This is a genomic window from Streptomyces sp. GQFP (genome assembly GCF_021545335.1).
Classification (GTDB): domain Bacteria; phylum Actinomycetota; class Actinomycetes; order Streptomycetales; family Streptomycetaceae; genus Streptomyces.
The window spans coordinates 3,450,565-3,464,994 of the sequence record NZ_CP089312.1 but is presented as its reverse complement, the minus strand read 5'-3'; the positions used below and the strand labels follow the sequence as shown (position 1 = coordinate 3,464,994).

13 protein-coding genes are annotated in these 14,430 nt (G+C 68.9%); 11 read left to right on the top strand and 2 right to left on the bottom strand.

Going from position 1 to position 14,430, the window contains the following annotated elements:
- The first annotated feature begins 5 nt into the window (after positions 1–5).
- Together LUX31_RS15165 and LUX31_RS15160 are read left to right on the top strand one after the other, a co-directional pair.
- Complete coding sequence (locus tag LUX31_RS15165; RefSeq protein WP_235475324.1) at positions 6–941, top strand: N-acetylneuraminate synthase family protein; 936 nt, start codon at positions 6–8, stop codon at positions 939–941.
- Between the two features lie 98 nt (positions 942–1,039).
- The gene (locus LUX31_RS15160; RefSeq protein WP_235475323.1) at positions 1,040–2,263 is read left to right on the top strand and encodes a hypothetical protein; all 1,224 of its coding nucleotides are present in this window, start codon (positions 1,040–1,042) and stop codon (positions 2,261–2,263) included.
- Positions 2,264–2,327: 64 nt separating this feature from the next.
- Here the strand turns inward: LUX31_RS15160 and LUX31_RS15155 are convergent, their stop codons facing one another.
- Positions 2,328–2,570 carry a VOC family protein gene (locus tag LUX31_RS15155; protein ID WP_235475322.1) on the bottom strand — a complete coding sequence of 81 codons (243 nt, stop codon included), beginning with the start codon at positions 2,568–2,570 and terminating at the stop codon, positions 2,328–2,330.
- A 604-nt stretch (positions 2,571–3,174) separates the two neighbouring features.
- Between LUX31_RS15155 and LUX31_RS15150 the strand changes: the two genes are divergently transcribed.
- A complete protein-coding gene (locus LUX31_RS15150; protein WP_235475321.1) occupies positions 3,175–3,795 on the top strand; it encodes an RNA polymerase sigma factor in 621 nt (206 codons plus the stop codon).
- A 7-nt stretch (positions 3,796–3,802) separates the two neighbouring features.
- Entirely contained in the window at positions 3,803–4,510 is a 708-nt protein-coding gene (locus tag LUX31_RS15145) for a hypothetical protein (RefSeq protein ID WP_235475320.1), read from the top strand.
- Positions 4,511–4,546: 36 nt separating this feature from the next.
- On the opposite strand, the gene LUX31_RS15140 is transcribed toward LUX31_RS15145, so the two are convergent.
- Positions 4,547–5,209 (bottom strand): class I SAM-dependent DNA methyltransferase, encoded by a 663-nt coding sequence (locus LUX31_RS15140; RefSeq protein ID WP_235475319.1) that lies wholly within the window; start codon positions 5,207–5,209, stop codon positions 4,547–4,549.
- Between the two features lie 368 nt (positions 5,210–5,577).
- On the opposite strand from LUX31_RS15140, the gene LUX31_RS15135 reads away from it, so the two are divergent.
- From LUX31_RS15135 to LUX31_RS15105, 7 genes are all read left to right on the top strand, one after another.
- Positions 5,578–6,825: a M20 family metallopeptidase gene (locus tag LUX31_RS15135; RefSeq protein ID WP_235475318.1), complete on the top strand. Its 1,248-nt coding sequence runs from the start codon at positions 5,578–5,580 to the stop codon at positions 6,823–6,825.
- A gap of 308 nt (positions 6,826–7,133) precedes the next feature.
- Complete coding sequence (locus tag LUX31_RS15130) at positions 7,134–8,162, top strand: BMP family lipoprotein (RefSeq protein ID WP_235475317.1); 1,029 nt, start codon at positions 7,134–7,136, stop codon at positions 8,160–8,162.
- Between the two features lie 499 nt (positions 8,163–8,661).
- On the top strand, positions 8,662–9,708 hold the full coding sequence (locus tag LUX31_RS15125) for a BMP family lipoprotein (RefSeq protein WP_235475316.1): 1,047 nt from the start codon (positions 8,662–8,664) through the stop codon (positions 9,706–9,708).
- Between the two features lie 228 nt (positions 9,709–9,936).
- Positions 9,937–11,586 carry an ABC transporter ATP-binding protein gene (locus tag LUX31_RS15120; protein WP_235479926.1) on the top strand — a complete coding sequence of 550 codons (1,650 nt, stop codon included), beginning with the start codon at positions 9,937–9,939 and terminating at the stop codon, positions 11,584–11,586.
- On the top strand, positions 11,583–12,713 hold the full coding sequence (locus LUX31_RS15115) for an ABC transporter permease (RefSeq protein ID WP_235475315.1): 1,131 nt from the start codon (positions 11,583–11,585) through the stop codon (positions 12,711–12,713). Before LUX31_RS15120 ends, LUX31_RS15115 begins: the two co-directional genes overlap by 4 nt.
- Positions 12,710–13,972 (top strand): ABC transporter permease, encoded by a 1,263-nt coding sequence (locus tag LUX31_RS15110; protein ID WP_235475314.1) that lies wholly within the window; start codon positions 12,710–12,712, stop codon positions 13,970–13,972. Before LUX31_RS15115 ends, LUX31_RS15110 begins: the two co-directional genes overlap by 4 nt.
- Positions 13,969–14,367 carry a cytidine deaminase gene (locus LUX31_RS15105; protein ID WP_268828156.1) on the top strand — a complete coding sequence of 133 codons (399 nt, stop codon included), beginning with the start codon at positions 13,969–13,971 and terminating at the stop codon, positions 14,365–14,367. Before LUX31_RS15110 ends, LUX31_RS15105 begins: the two co-directional genes overlap by 4 nt.
- Positions 14,368–14,430: the final 63 nt, after the last annotated feature.

Genomic DNA, 14,430 nt, shown 5'->3' with positions numbered 1-14,430 from the left:
AAGTCATGACCTCCACCCGCTTGCGCTCGTTCGGTTCGAAGACCGCCGGCCCCGGTCAGCCCGTCTACATCTGCGGCGAGATCGGCATCAACCACAACGGTGACCTTGAGAACGCCTTCAAGCTGATCGACGTGGCCGCCGAAGCCGGCTGCGACGCGGTCAAGTTCCAGAAGCGCACCCCGGAGATCTGCACCCCGCGCGACCAGTGGGACATCGAGCGCGACACCCCCTGGGGCCGCATGACCTACATCGACTACCGCCACCGTGTGGAGTTCGGTGAGGACGACTACCGCCAGATCGACGAGCACTGCAAGAAGCGCGGCATCGACTGGTTCGCCTCCCCGTGGGACACCGAGGCCGTCGCGTTCCTGGAGAAGTTCGACGTCCCGGCCCACAAGGTCGCCTCCGCGTCCCTGACGGACGACGAGCTGCTCGTCGCCCTGCGCAAGACCGGCCGTACGGTCATCCTGTCGACGGGTATGTCCACCCCGAAGCAGATCCGTCACGCGGTCGAGGTGCTGGGCAGCGACAACATCCTGCTCTGCCACGCGACGTCGACGTACCCGGCGAAGGCCGAGGAGCTCAACCTCCGCGTCATCAACACGCTGGAGAAGGAGTACCCGAACGTCCCGATCGGTTACTCCGGCCACGAGACCGGCCTCCAGACCACCCTCGCGGCGGTCGCCCTCGGCGCCACCTTCGTCGAGCGTCACATCACCCTCGACCGCGCGATGTGGGGCTCCGACCAGGCCGCCTCCGTCGAGCCGCAGGGCCTGACCCGCCTCGTCCGTGACATCCGGATCATCTCGGAGTCCCTCGGCGACGGCGTCAAGAAGGTCTACGAGTCGGAGATCGGCCCGATGAAGAAGCTGCGCCGTGTCTCCGGCGTCATCGCCGACGCGGAGATCGCCGCCGCGGCCGGTGAGCCGGTCACCGCCTGACCCGCGTCATCTCAGCGGCTTTACCGGCGTCAGCCGGTAACCACTCCGTCCACGCGGATCCCCCAGTCCGTACTCACGGAAGCGACGGTCGTACGTCGATGAGCCCTCGCGCCGGTACCACCGGCCCCCAAACTCTCGCCTTCGTCGAGAGTCCGGTCCAGCTCCTGAACGTGCTGGAATGGGCGCATGTGCATGCGCATGCGCTCAGCCCGGAGGGGGCCGGCGGTCCGGCGTCGGCTGTTTCCGCCCGCGAAAAGGGCAACGTCCCCGGGCAGGCGTCCCGCCGCTGGCGCAGAGGCCAGAGGCGGCCGACGGTCCATCGGGAACCCGCCGCAGGCGGCCTGACCCTGGTGGTCCTGTCCCCGGTCGACCCGATGACCCGGGGCCAGCTGCGCCGCATGGCCGAACTCGCCCGCGACGAAGGCCACGAGGTCCGCTGGGAGGACGCGCGCGCCGGTACGTCGGCCCCGTTCCGCACGATCGGCGGCCTGGCGCCCTTGCTGCGCCGGACGCAGCGAATCGTGATGGGAGACCCGTTCTCCCGCTACGTACAGGTACTTCTCAACATCACCAAGGCCCGTGACCTCGTCGTGGTCGACGACGGCACGGCGACCATGGAGTTCGTCTCCCAACTGGCGCGCGGTGAACGCCTGGTGCGCTGGCACCGCAAGTCCCGCCGCCCCGGAGCGCGGGACCTGCTGTTCATCCCGGTGTCCTCGAAGGCCCGCCGCCGGCTGACCCCGGGCGGTAAGCGCCGGGTCGAGATCTTCTCCTCGATGCCGATCGAGGAAACCCCCGAGGGCGTCGAGGTCACGTCCAACGACTTCGCCTGGACCCGCTCCCGCTTCGGCCCCCCGCACATCTCCGAGGGCGCCGACATGGTCGGCACGTCACTGGTGGAGACGGGCGTGGTCGACGCCGATCGCTATCGCGAAGCGGTCCGCACCCTGGCCAAGGCCCACGGCGTGACGCGTTACTTCGCCCACCGCCGCGAGAGCCCCGAGAAACTCCACGACCTGGCGGCCTGCACGGGCCTGGAGGTGGTCCGCCCGGACCTCCCCCTGGAACTGATCGCCCGCAGAGGCCCCATCGGCCGTACGATCCTCAGCTTCCCGTCCACGGTGGTCCACACCCTCCCCCTGGCCCTGGCGGGCACGGACGTCAAGGTCGCGGTCTGCGACATCGACCCGGCCTGGCTGACGGCGAACGCCTCGCCGAGGGCCCAGGGCTTCCTGTCGGGCGTCACGGGCTCGGCCCGGGACGTACAACGGGTGTCGACGGAGTCGGACCACCCGGCCAAGGAAGCGAAGGCGACGGGCTGACGCCCGTACTCCGTAACTCCGGTACCTGGTCTCCCGCTGTTCGTCGCGTGCAGAGCCAGCCCCTTCACGCGCCCTCCGCCGCACAGAAGTTGATGCCCTGAGGGGCACCATGATCGGGACCTCCCTCACGCGGCTCCACCAGCACCGTCGGGTCGTCCTCCGGGCCGTCGATGCCCAGCGCCCGCAGCCGGGCCAGTTCCGCCTCGTCGTACGGGGCGACGGCGTATCCGTCGAGGGCGGCGGCCCAGAAGCGGGCCAGCGCGGCGGGGTGGGCCGAGTCGATGACGATGTCGCGGAGGCGGGCCATGCGGTCATGGTGCCGGTCGGGGTCCCTGAGGCGGGTGGGTGATGTGCATCACAGTCGTTTCGCGGTCGGGTGGGTTCGTGTTCGCGCAAATAAGGGTCGGAAATCTCCCTTTTTGACAGATGGGCAGCTGAGTCGGGGTGGCGAAGCCTGGCGGACGGCGTGGCGGATCATGGTGGTATGCGTCAGCAAATCGTCGGATGATCTGTAGGTAGAAGGAAGGTCACCTTCCGTTAGAAGCGACAGTTGGGTGGACTGCACATTTCGGTGGGGCGATCCGATTGTCTGTTCCCTGGAGCAACAAGGCTCCAGGTGCCTTCCCGACCCGAACGGGGGACGGAACGGTCGGGCGCCGCCGCGAAAGAAGGAAAACGAACACTGTGAACTACGACGTAGCCGGCTTCGTGCTGGCCCTCGCCGCCGCGGCGCGATCCTTCGCGCCCGACGTGTGGTTCTTAGTGCGGCGCCTCCTCGGTGCCGGAGTACGGATCGGGGCCGACGCCCTGATCGAGCATCGGTCCCCCTCCGTACAGCCCCCGTCCCGGTCCGCGCAGCCCCCGTCCGGACCGTCCCCCACCAAGGTCTCCCTCGACGAGGGAGGCCGCCGATGACCAGCCCGCCACCCGAACCCGCAGGACATACGATCCGGCAACCCGGCGCCCGGACCCCGGCCTCGTTCTGGGACTTCCACGCCCGCTACGACCAGCCCTACTACGAGTACAGCCGTATCCACCTCGGCAACGACAAGGCCGCCCGCCGCCTGGTCAACGGCGTCTTTCTCTACCTGGCGGTCATCTGGCCCCGGCTGGAGCGCGGCAACCGCGGTCCCTACGCCTGGGCCCTGCTCAAGCAGCGGGTCGCCGGTGAACTGGCCGTGCTGGGCCGCAGCCCGGCCACGACCACCGAGACCCTGGCGTTCGCCCGGGCCATACGGGCCGCCGCCGCACCCCTGCTCGACTCCTTCCGCGCCACCTTCCGTGCCGAATACGACAGAGAGGTGACCGAACTCGAAGAAGGTCTGGGTCTCTACTCGCGGATGGCGCGGCTGAGCGAACGACAGTTCGACGTGCTCGTCCTCCGGGACGCGCTCGGCTTCGACACCAGGCGCACCGCCCTGATCATGGGCATCAGCGAAGCGACCGTCCGCTCCACCCGCCGCACCGCCAAGCAACGGCTCGCGACCGCCATGGGCTACCACCTCGACGAACACACCGACGACAAGGAGTGATGAGCCCGTGAACCGCACCCCGCGCAGCATCGACGAGGCACTGAGCCGTGCCCGCGTCTTCCAGGGCGAGTACGGCGAGGCCGACCTCGAAGCAGCCCGGCACAGCATCGCCGGCGAACTGCACGAGCTGCGCTGGGTGCGGTTCCTCTCGGCCCCCGTCCCGGCCCTCGAACTGCCCCCCGCTCTGCACGAACAGGCCGCACAGGACCTTCGGGTGCTGTGCCGGGGCATCGTCCACGATCACGACGCCGCACTCCACATCACGGCCTTCGACACCGCGCGCGAACCCGACGGCGCCCTCACCTTCGCCTGCCTCCTCTTCCTCGCCGACAAGGAGGAAGGCGCCCAGTTCTGGTGGCAGTTCACCGCCGGCGCCGGCAACGTCACCGGCGCCCTGTGTCTGCACCTGCTGCACCTGCTGCACAGCGAACTGCGCGACGCCCAGCACTGGGCCAGACAACTGCGCGTACTGAAACGCCTCGACTGGAGCTCCTACACCCCCGTCGACCACGACGCGGACCTCGCGTGCGTCGGCTCGCCGCTCGGCCCCACCGTCCGCTACGCCCTGCCCGCCACCGACACGGTCGTGCCCGAAGCGGCCGTCAAGGACGCCGTCGACGACCTCGTCGAGGCACCCGCCGACGAGGACCACGGACCGATCCCCCAGCCCAGTCCGGCCCTGGCGGACAACTGGGAGACCCTCATCACCGCGTGAGCCGTCGGGCGCGGGTCCGCACGGGTCTGCATGGGTCTATTCGACCGGCTTGCGCGCCAGCAGGAACGCCCGCTGGCGGGTCTCCTCCTCGTACGGCTCCCGGATCGTCTGCGCCTGCACGGTCAGGCCCGCCTTGGTCAGGAGTTCGGCGACCCGGTCCGGCGTACGGAACCAGTAGTCCAGCGACATCTCGTGGCCGAAGCGTTCCGAGAGGTGCAGGTGGCCGTCGTCGGTGCCCGCCTGGAAGCCGAGCAGGACATGGCCGCCGGGGGCCAGGACCCGGTGGAACTCCGTGAACACCGTGGGCAGATCGCTGTCCGGGACGTGGATGATCGAGTAGAGGGCCAGGACTCCGCCGAGGGTCTCGTCGGGGAGGTCCAGGGACGTCATCGAGCCGACGTGGAACCGGAGTTCGGGGTGGGCCCGGCGGGCCAGCGCCACCATGCGCGGGGACAGGTCCACGCCGAACACCGGGACGCCGAGGGCATGCAGTCTCGCGGTCACATAGCCGGGCCCTGAGCCGACGTCCGCGACGGGCGCGGAGCCCTCGGCCCGCACCATCTCGGCGAAGGCGGCGACGAGGGCGCGGTCCAGGGGAAGCTCCGCCAGGTGGTCCGCGTATCGCTCTGTGTAGTCGGCGGCCATGGCGTCGTAGGACGCGCGGGTGGCGTGGATGAAGTCATGGGTCGGGGCGGTCACGGAGGTGCACGTTACCCGGGGCCGGTGCGGGGAAGGGGGCGTTTCCACGGGCCGCTGCGAGTGTGGGCGAGTGTTCACGCGGTGTGCCCTCGGCCGTTCATGTGCCGTGACCGTGGTCGTTTCGGTGGGTGGACAGAACCGGCGGGGCGACCGGCCGCGTGGCATCGTTGAGAGGGGTGGACGGACACGGGTGCCCGGAAAGTGCCCGCATGATCCGAATCAGCCGGAAAGGCGGGCGAGTCTACCCACTCCAGTGCACGAACATGCCTCCGGCGGTCAGATTTTCTTCCCCTATCGGGTTGAACTTTTGTTGATCGTGGGTCAGTTGGCCGCCCGGGCGTCCTACCCTCCAAAGGGTGAACCAATTGATGTCCCGAGAGTCCGAGGCCGATCTCCCCGGGGAAGCCGCGCTTCCCGGCACACTGCCGGACGCGTTGCGCGCCGAACTCGTCGCGTTCCGGCGTGACTTGCACATGCACCCGGAGCTGGGCAACCAGGAGTTCCGTACCACCGCCGCGATCAAGGAACGGCTCGAGAAGGCCGGCCTGAAGCCGCGCGTGCTGTCCATCGGAACCGGGCTCATCTGTGACATCGGAGACATCGGTGCCGACCCCGAGGGGCCGGGCAGCGGAACCGTTCCGCCCATGCTGGCCCTGCGCGCCGACATCGACGCCCTGCCCATCCCGGACACGAAGAGTGAGTGCGCGTACCGCTCCACCGTGCCCGACCGCGCCCACGCCTGCGGCCACGACATCCACACGACCGTCGTCCTCGGCGCCGGACTCGTACTCGCCGAACTGCACAGGCAGGGCCGGCTGCCACGGCCGGTGCGGCTGCTCTTCCAGCCCGCCGAGGAGATCCTGCCCGGCGGCGCCACCGACGCCGTCGAGTGCGGCGCCCTCGACGGGGTCGGGCGGATCATCGCCGTGCACTGCGACCCGAAGGTCGACGCCGGGCGCATCGGACTGCGCCATGGGCCCATCACCTCGGCCTGCGACCGCCTGGAGGTCTCGCTCGACGGCGCCGGCGGCCACACCGCGCGCCCCCACCTCACCACCGACCTGGTCACCGCCGCCGCCCGGGTCGTCACCGACGTGCCCGCGCTGGTCGCCCGGCGCGTCGACGCCCGCAGCGGGCTCGCCGTGACCTGGGGCCGGATCGAGTCGGGCCACGCCTGCAACGTGATCCCGCAGCACGCCGAACTCTCCGGGACCGTGCGCTGCCTCGACCTCGACGCCTGGCACCAGGCACCCGACCTGGTCCACGCGGCCATCGACGAGATCGCCAACCTGCACCGGGCCAAGTCCGAGATCAACTACGTGCGCGGGGTGCCGCCCGTCGTCAACGACCCGGTGATCACCGAGCTGTTGCGCGACGCCATGACCGCCCGGCGCGGCGCCCACTCCGTCGAGACCACCGAACAGAGCCTCGGCGGCGAGGACTTCTCCTGGTATCTGGAGCAGGTGCCCGGCGCGATGGCCCGGCTCGGCGTGCGCAGGCCGGGGGAGCGCGGGGTGCGCGATCTGCACCAGGGCGACTTCGACGCCGACGAGCACGCGATCACGGTGGGCGTGGAGCTGTTCACGGCCGCCGCACTGATCGACGGACAGCGGTAGGAATGCCCGCGGAGGGGGTGCTGACAGACGCTCCGCTCGGCACCCCTCCTCGTATCCCTTACGTCCGCCTTCGTCCCTTTGTTTCACCCCGGCGTAACCCCGAGTGGACAAACGTAACCCCCCTCGGCACGAATCGATAACGGCCTTTCGAAACCCCGTTCCCCTCCCTTTCTACGCGCGTTACTGTGCGCCGCAATCGCCGCCGTAGGTGGCGTATTGGGTAAGCGGGCCGGGGACGGTGCCGTGGGGATGAAGGGGTGCCTGCTGTGCGTCTTATTTCTCGGAGGACTCGGTTCTCACAAGCTGCGGTGACCGTCGCGGTCATCGCCCTCACGGCTGTCGGCTGCGGTGAGTCGAGCACCAGCTCGGGCACCTCCGACGACGAGTCCGGCAAGTACACCGGCAAGGGCATCGGCCTCGCCTACGACATCGGCGGCAAGGGTGACCAGTCCTTCAACGACGCCGCCTACGCCGGCTTCGAGAAGGCCACCACGGAGTTCAAGATGGGCGGCCGGGACATCGAGCCGCAGGACGGCGAGTCCGACGCGGACAAGGTCCAGCGCCTCACCCAGCTCGCCCAGGCCGGCTACAACCCGGTGATCGGCGTCGGCTACATCTACGCGCCCGCCGTCAAGGAGGTCGCCGCCAAGTTCCCGAAGGTCACCTTCGGCATCATCGACGACGAGCAGGTCAGCGCGGAGAACGTCGCCGACATGGTCTTCACCGAGGAGCAGGCCTCCTACCTGGCCGGTGTCGCCGCCGCCAAGGCGACGAAGAAGAACCACATCGGCTTCATCGGTGGTGTGGACATGCCGCTCATCCACAAGTTCGAGGCGGGCTTCGTCCAGGGCGCCAAGTCCATCACCCCGAACATCAAGATCGAGTCGCAGTACCTGACCGAGACGGCTCAGGAGGGCGGCTTCTCCAGCCCCGACAAGGGCAAGGGTGCGGCCAGCGGGCAGATAGAGGCCGGCGCCGACGTGATCTACCACGCGGCCGGCCTGTCCGGTCAGGGCGTGATCTCCGAGGCCGCGAGCAACAAGGTCTGGGCGATCGGCGTCGACTCCGACCAGTACGGCCAGCAGGCGCTCGCCGAGTACAAGGACTACATCCTCGGCTCGGCCCTGAAGAACGTCGGCGGCGCGGTCTACGACCTGGCCAAGTCCGTGTACGAGGGCAAGCCGCTGTCCGGCGTCCAGCGCGGCGACCTCAAGTCGGGCGGCGTCGGGTTCGCCGACACCAACCCGAAGTACAAGGCGATGACCGACGTCGTGGCCGCGGTCGACAAGGCCAAGCAGGACATCATCGCCGGCACGGTCACCGTCAACACGAAGTGACGCCGTCGGTTCCGCGGACGTGACCTGACGTCGGCGCAACCGGGCCCGTACGACGAGCGGCGCCCCGGCCTCACGGTCGGGGCGCCGCTCGTCGTACGGAAGAAGCGGACTCGTTCCGCAGAGGCCGGTCGTGCTGTGCACGACCCACAGTTCCCTCGCACCGGTCGGGAAGGGCGGCGAGGCCTCTGGGGGCATGGGTCAGAACGTAGGGCAGGCTTGGCCGTGTCTGTACTCGGTCAGCCTTCCGTCGGCTTTGGTCAACCTTCGGTCAGCGGGCCGCCGTACCGCCGGCCCTTGATACACCCGGCCGGGCATCGTTCCTGCACATACGCCCCTTGCCTCCCGTGAGGCGCGCGTTCCTGTCCGTAATGTGGGCCGCGACTGCGGCCACAGCTCGATAACGGACCGGACAGTTGGGGTTTTCCGTCTGGTCTACGCGCGTTACGCTGCGGCGGAACCAGCGCCTGGTATGGGCGCTTGCACAAAGGAGTCTCGTCCCATGCGCCGGCTGTCCCGAATCGCGGTTGCGGGTATCGCGTCCGCCACCCTCGCCGTCATCGCCACTGGCTGTGGCAGCTCGTCCTCCTCCTCAAGCAGCAGCGACAGCGAAGGCAAGGGCCTCGCCCTCGCCTACGACGTCGGCGGCAAGGGCGACCAGTCCTTCAACGACGCCGCGACCGCCGGCATGGACAAGGCCGACGCGGAGTTCGGCTACAAGAGCACCGCCGTCGAGCCGCAGGACGGCGAGTCGGACGCGGACAAGGCCCAGCGCCTGGAGCAGCTCGCCAAGCAGGGCTACAACCCGGTGATCGGCGTCGGCTACGCGTACGCGCCGGCCGTCAAGGAGGTCGCCGCCAAGTTCCCGAAGGTGACCTTCGGTGTCGTCGACGACGAGCAGATCAAGGCCGACAACGTCGCCGACATGGTCTTCACCGAGGAGCAGGGCTCCTACCTCGCCGGTGTCACGGCCGCCCTCACCACCAAGACGAACGTCGTCGGCTTCGTCGGCGGTGTGGACATCCCGCTTATCCACAAGTTCGAGGCGGGCTTCAAGCAGGGCGTCGAGGACACCAAGAAGGGCATCACGGTCAAGTCGCAGTACCTGACCGAGACCGCCCAGGAGGGCGGCTTCGCCAGCCCCGACAAGGGCGAGAACGCGGCCGAGGGCATGATCGACAGCAAGGCGGACGTCATCTACGCCGCCGCCGGTCTCTCCGGCCAGGGCGTCATCAAGGCCGCCGCCGCGAACAAGATCTGGGCGATCGGTGTCGACTCGGACCAGTACAAGCAGGACGCGCTGGCCAAGTACAAGGACTCCATCCTGACCTCGGCCATGAAGGACGTCGCGGGCGCCGTCTACAACCTGGCCAAGTCGGTCAAGGACGGCAAGCCGGAGACCGGTGTCGTCCGCGCGGACCTCGCCTCGGGCGGTGTCGGCCTGGCCGACTCCAACCCGGTCTTCAAGGACAACGCGACCCTGCAGGCCGCGCTGGAGAAGGCCGAGGCCGGCATCAAGGACGGTTCGATCAAGGTCAAGACCTCCTGACGTCAGGGGGCTTGAGCGTGGTCCACGAGGCGCTGTAACAACAGCGTTACGGCCATGGAACGGGGCGCGGAGAGGATGGCCAATCCGCGCCCCGTTCACGCGGCAGAATGCTCGGAACGGATCGGTACGGATCAATCAGTAAATGATCAAGCCCGGTCGGATCCGGGCACTATTTAAAGCAGGGGCGCTACGCGCGTAGAGAGGCCCCTTTCCCAAGGAGAGTGCGCCATCGACGCGTCCAGCAGCCCTCCGCTCACCGCTCAGTCGACGACCGCGGTCGAGCTGACGGGCATCACCAAGCGGTTCCCCGGTGTGGTCGCCAACCACGACATCCACCTCGCGGTCAAGAAGGGCACCGTGCACGCCCTCGTCGGTGAGAACGGGGCCGGCAAGTCCACCCTGATGAAGATCCTCTACGGCATGCAGAAGCCGGACGAGGGCACCATCGAGGTCGACGGTGAGCAGGTGGCCTTCTCGTCGCCGGCCGACGCCATCGCGCGCGGCATCGGCATGGTCCACCAGCACTTCATGCTCGCGGACAACCTCACCGTCCTGGAGAACGTGGTCCTGGGCAGCGAGAAGCTCCACGGCATCGGCGGCGGCGCCCGCCGGAAGATCAAGGAGATCTCCGACCGCTACGGGCTGAACGTCCGCCCGGACGCCCTCGTCGAGAACCTCGGCGTCGCCGACCGCCAGCGCGTCGAGATCCTCAAGGTCCTCTACCGCGGCGCCAGGACCCTCATCCTCGACGAGCCGACCGCCGTCCTCGTCCCGCAGGAGGTCGACGCCCTCTTCGAGAACCTGCGCGAACTCAAGTCCGAGGGCCTGGCCGTCATCTTCATCTCCCACAAGCTGGGCGAGGTCCTCTCGGTCGCCGACGAGATCACCGTCATCCGGCGCGGTACGACGGTCGGCACGGCCGTCCCCTCCCAGACGACCCCCCGTCAGCTCGCCGAGCTGATGGTGGGCAGCGAACTGCCGACGCCGGAGACCGCGGAGTCGACGGTGACGGACCGGCCGGTGATCGAGGTCCGCGACCTCACCGTCATCGACAAGGGCACGATCCAGCTCAGCAACCAGGCATCGGCCGGCCTGCTGATGTCCGAGGTGGAGCGCGGCTCGGTGAAGCTCGCCGTGGACAACGTCTCCTTCACCATCCACGCGGGCGAGGTTCTCGGTATCGCCGGCGTCGAGGGCAACGGCCAGACGGAGCTGATCGAAGCCCTCATCGGCCTCAAGAACGCCGACTCCGGCACCATCGCCCTGGCCGGCGACGAGATCACCCCCTGGCCCACCCGCAAGCGCCGCGAGCACGGCATCGGTTACATCCCCGAGGACCGTCACCGCCACGGCCTGCTCCTCGAAGCCCCGCTGTGGGAGAACCGCATCCTCGGCCATGTCACCGAGAAGCCCAACAGCAAGGGCAAGCGCGGCTTCTGGCTCGACCCGAAGGGCGCCCAGGAGGACACCCGCCGCATCGTCGAGGCGTACGACGTCCGCACACCCGGCATCGACGTCACCGCCGCCTCGCTGTCCGGCGGCAACCAGCAGAAGCTGATCGTCGGCCGCGAGATGACCCACAAGCCGCGTTTCCTGATCGCCGCCCACCCCACCCGGGGTGTGGACGTCGGCGCCCAGGCACAGATCTGGGACCAGATCCGCGAGGCCCGCCGCGAAGGACTGGCCGTGCTGCTGATCTCCGCCGACCTGGACGAGCTGATCGGCCTGTCGGACACCCTGCGCGTCATCTACAACGGCAGGCTGGTCGCCGACGCCGACCCGGCCAGTATCACGCCGGAAGAGCTGGGCTCGGCCATGACGGGTGCCGCGACCGGCCACCTGGAGCACGTCGAGTCCGGGGAGGACGAGGCCCGATGAAGAAGTTCGACAAGGAGCGGCTGCTCCTGGCGGTGGCCGGGCCGGTCATCGCGCTCGTCGCGGCGATCGCCCTGACCTCGGTGGTGCTGCTCGCCTCGGGCCGCAACCCGTTCGAGCCGTACTCCCTGATGCTGGAGCAGGCGTCGTTCTCCGACGTCCAGGTCCTCATCGTCAACCAGGCGTCGATGTACTACATCGCCGCCCTCGCGGTCGCCCTCGGCTTCCGGATGAACCTGTTCAACATCGGCGTCGACGGCCAGTACCGCCTCGGCGCGATGATGACGGCCGCGGTCGGCGCGAACGTATCGCTCCCGTCCTTCCTCCAGATCCCGCTGCTCCTCCTGGTCGCCATGCTCACCGGCGCCTTCTGGGCCGGTATCGCGGGCATCCTGAAGGTCACCCGGGGCGTGAGCGAGGTCGTCTCGACGATCATGCTGAACGCGATCGCGACCAGCCTCATCGGCTGGCTGATGCTCTCCGACAACTGGGGCGTGCAGGTCGGCAACAACAACACGACCGGTGTGATGAAGGAGTCCGGCTGGTTCCCGGGCATCGACCTCGGCGCGGACGTCGGCGAGATCTACGGCCTGGTCTTCCTCGCCGTCCTCCTCGGCATCCTGTACTGGGCCGTCCTCAACCGCACCCGCTTCGGCTTCGACCTGCGCGCCACCGGTGAGTCCGAGTCGGCCGCTGCGGCCTCCGGCGTCGACGCCAAGCGCATGGTCCTCATGTCGATGCTGATCTCCGGCGGTGTGGCGGGCATGTCCGGCCTGCCGCTGCTGCTCGGCGAGGTCCACACCTACAGCCTGAGCTTCCCGGCGGGCCTCGGCTTCACCGCCATCGGCATCGCCCTCCTCGGCCGCAACAACCCCGGCGGCATCGCGTTCGCCGCGCTGCTGTGGGCCTTCCTCGACAAGGCGTCCCCCGCCCTCGACTACGCGACCCCGGTGGCGTACGAGAAGGAGATCGCCACCATCATGCAGGGCCTGATCGTCTTCGCGGTCGTCATCTCGTACGAGGCCGTACGTCAGTGGGGTCTGCGCCGCCAGCAGCGTCAGGTCGGCGCCGAACTGGCAGCGGCCGCCGCCGACAACAACTCCACCCAGAAGGAGGTGGCGGCCCGATGAGCACCCAGACCATCGCCAAGCCGCAGGCGCAGCAGCCCGGCAAGGGCAGCCGCCGGATCTCGCTCCCGGTACTCCTGCTGATCATCGCGGGCGTGCTGGTCCTGACGTCGGTCGTGCGCCTGATCACCGGCGCCGACGGCATCACCTCCACCGGCCAGATGTCCACGGCCCTGCGCCTCGCCGTCCCGATCGGCCTCGCGGGCCTCGGCGGACTGTGGGCCGAGCGCGCGGGCGTCGTCAACATCGGCCTCGAAGGCATGATGATCCTCGGCACCTGGTTCGGTGCCTGGGCCGGTTACCAGTGGGGCCCGTGGGTGGGCATCGCCTTCGGCATCATCGGCGGGGCGCTGGGTGCCGTACTGCACGCGATCGCGACCGTCACCTTCAACGTCAACCACATCGTCTCCGGTGTGGCCATCAACATCCTGGCCCTCGGCACCGCCCGCTACCTCTCGAAGTTCACCTTCGAGAACGCCGAGGGGGGCTCCTCCAAGCAGTCCCCGCCGATCGACTCCCTCGGCACCTTCGACATCCCAGGGTTGTCGAGCGGGCTGGACACACTCAACCAGAAGCACTGGTTCCTGATCTCCGACATCGGAGGCCTCCTCGGCGGTCTGGTCACCGACCTCTCCCCGCTGACGGTCATCGCGGTGGCCCTCGTACCCGGCACCTGGTGGGTCCTGTGGCGCACCGCCTTCGGCCTGCGCCTGCGCTCCTGCGGCGAGAACCCGGTGGCGGCTGAGTCGCTCGGCGTCAACGTCTACAAGTACAAGTACCTCGCCGTGATCATCTCGGGCGGCTTCGCCGGCCTCGGCGGCGCGTTCCTGTCGATCGTCGCCTCGAACGTGTACCTCGACGGCCAGACGGCCGGGCGCGGCTACATCGGTCTCGCCGCGATGATCTTCGGCAACTGGATGCCGGGCGGACTCGCCCTCGGCGCGGGCCTGTTCGGCTACACCGACAGCCTCAACCTGCGCGGCGGCACGACCAACGTGCACGCGCTGATCCTGCTTCTGGCGATCCTGCTGGTGGTCGGCGTGGCCTACCTGGTGTGGAAGAAGCGGTACGTGCCCGCCGTGATCACGGCCGTCATCTCGGCGCTGATGTTCTTCTGGTACGCCGACACGAACGAGGTCCCGCGTCAGCTGGTGACGGCGGCGCCGTACATCGTGACCCTGCTGGTCCTGTCCTTCTCGGCGCAGCGCCTGCGGATGCCCAAGGCGGACGGCATGCCGTATCGCAGGGGGCAGGGCAAGTGAGCGTCGACGGGGTGGAGTGGGAGAAGCTGCGGGCGGTGGCGCGGGACGCGATGTCCCGGGCGTACGCCCCCTACTCCGGCTACCCGGTCGGCGCCGCGGCCCTGGTCGACGACGGCCGTACGGTCTCGGGCTGCAACGTCGAGAACGCCTCGTACGGCATCGGGCTGTGCGCCGAGTGCGGCCTGGTCTCCGAACTCCAGCTGACGGGCGGCGGCCGGCTGACGCACTTCACGTGCGTCGACGGCAAGGGCGACATCCTCGTCCCGTGCGGCCGCTGCCGACAGCTGCTGTACGAGTTCGGGGGCGCGACCCTGCTCCTGGAGACCCCGGCGGGCATCCTGCCCCTCTCGGAGATGCTGCCCCAGGCCTTCGGCCCGGACCATCTCACCAAGTAACTCCCGTACGGCCCCCTGGAGTTGGTCGAGTACCTACTCCGGGGGGCCGCACAGTTTCGCAGA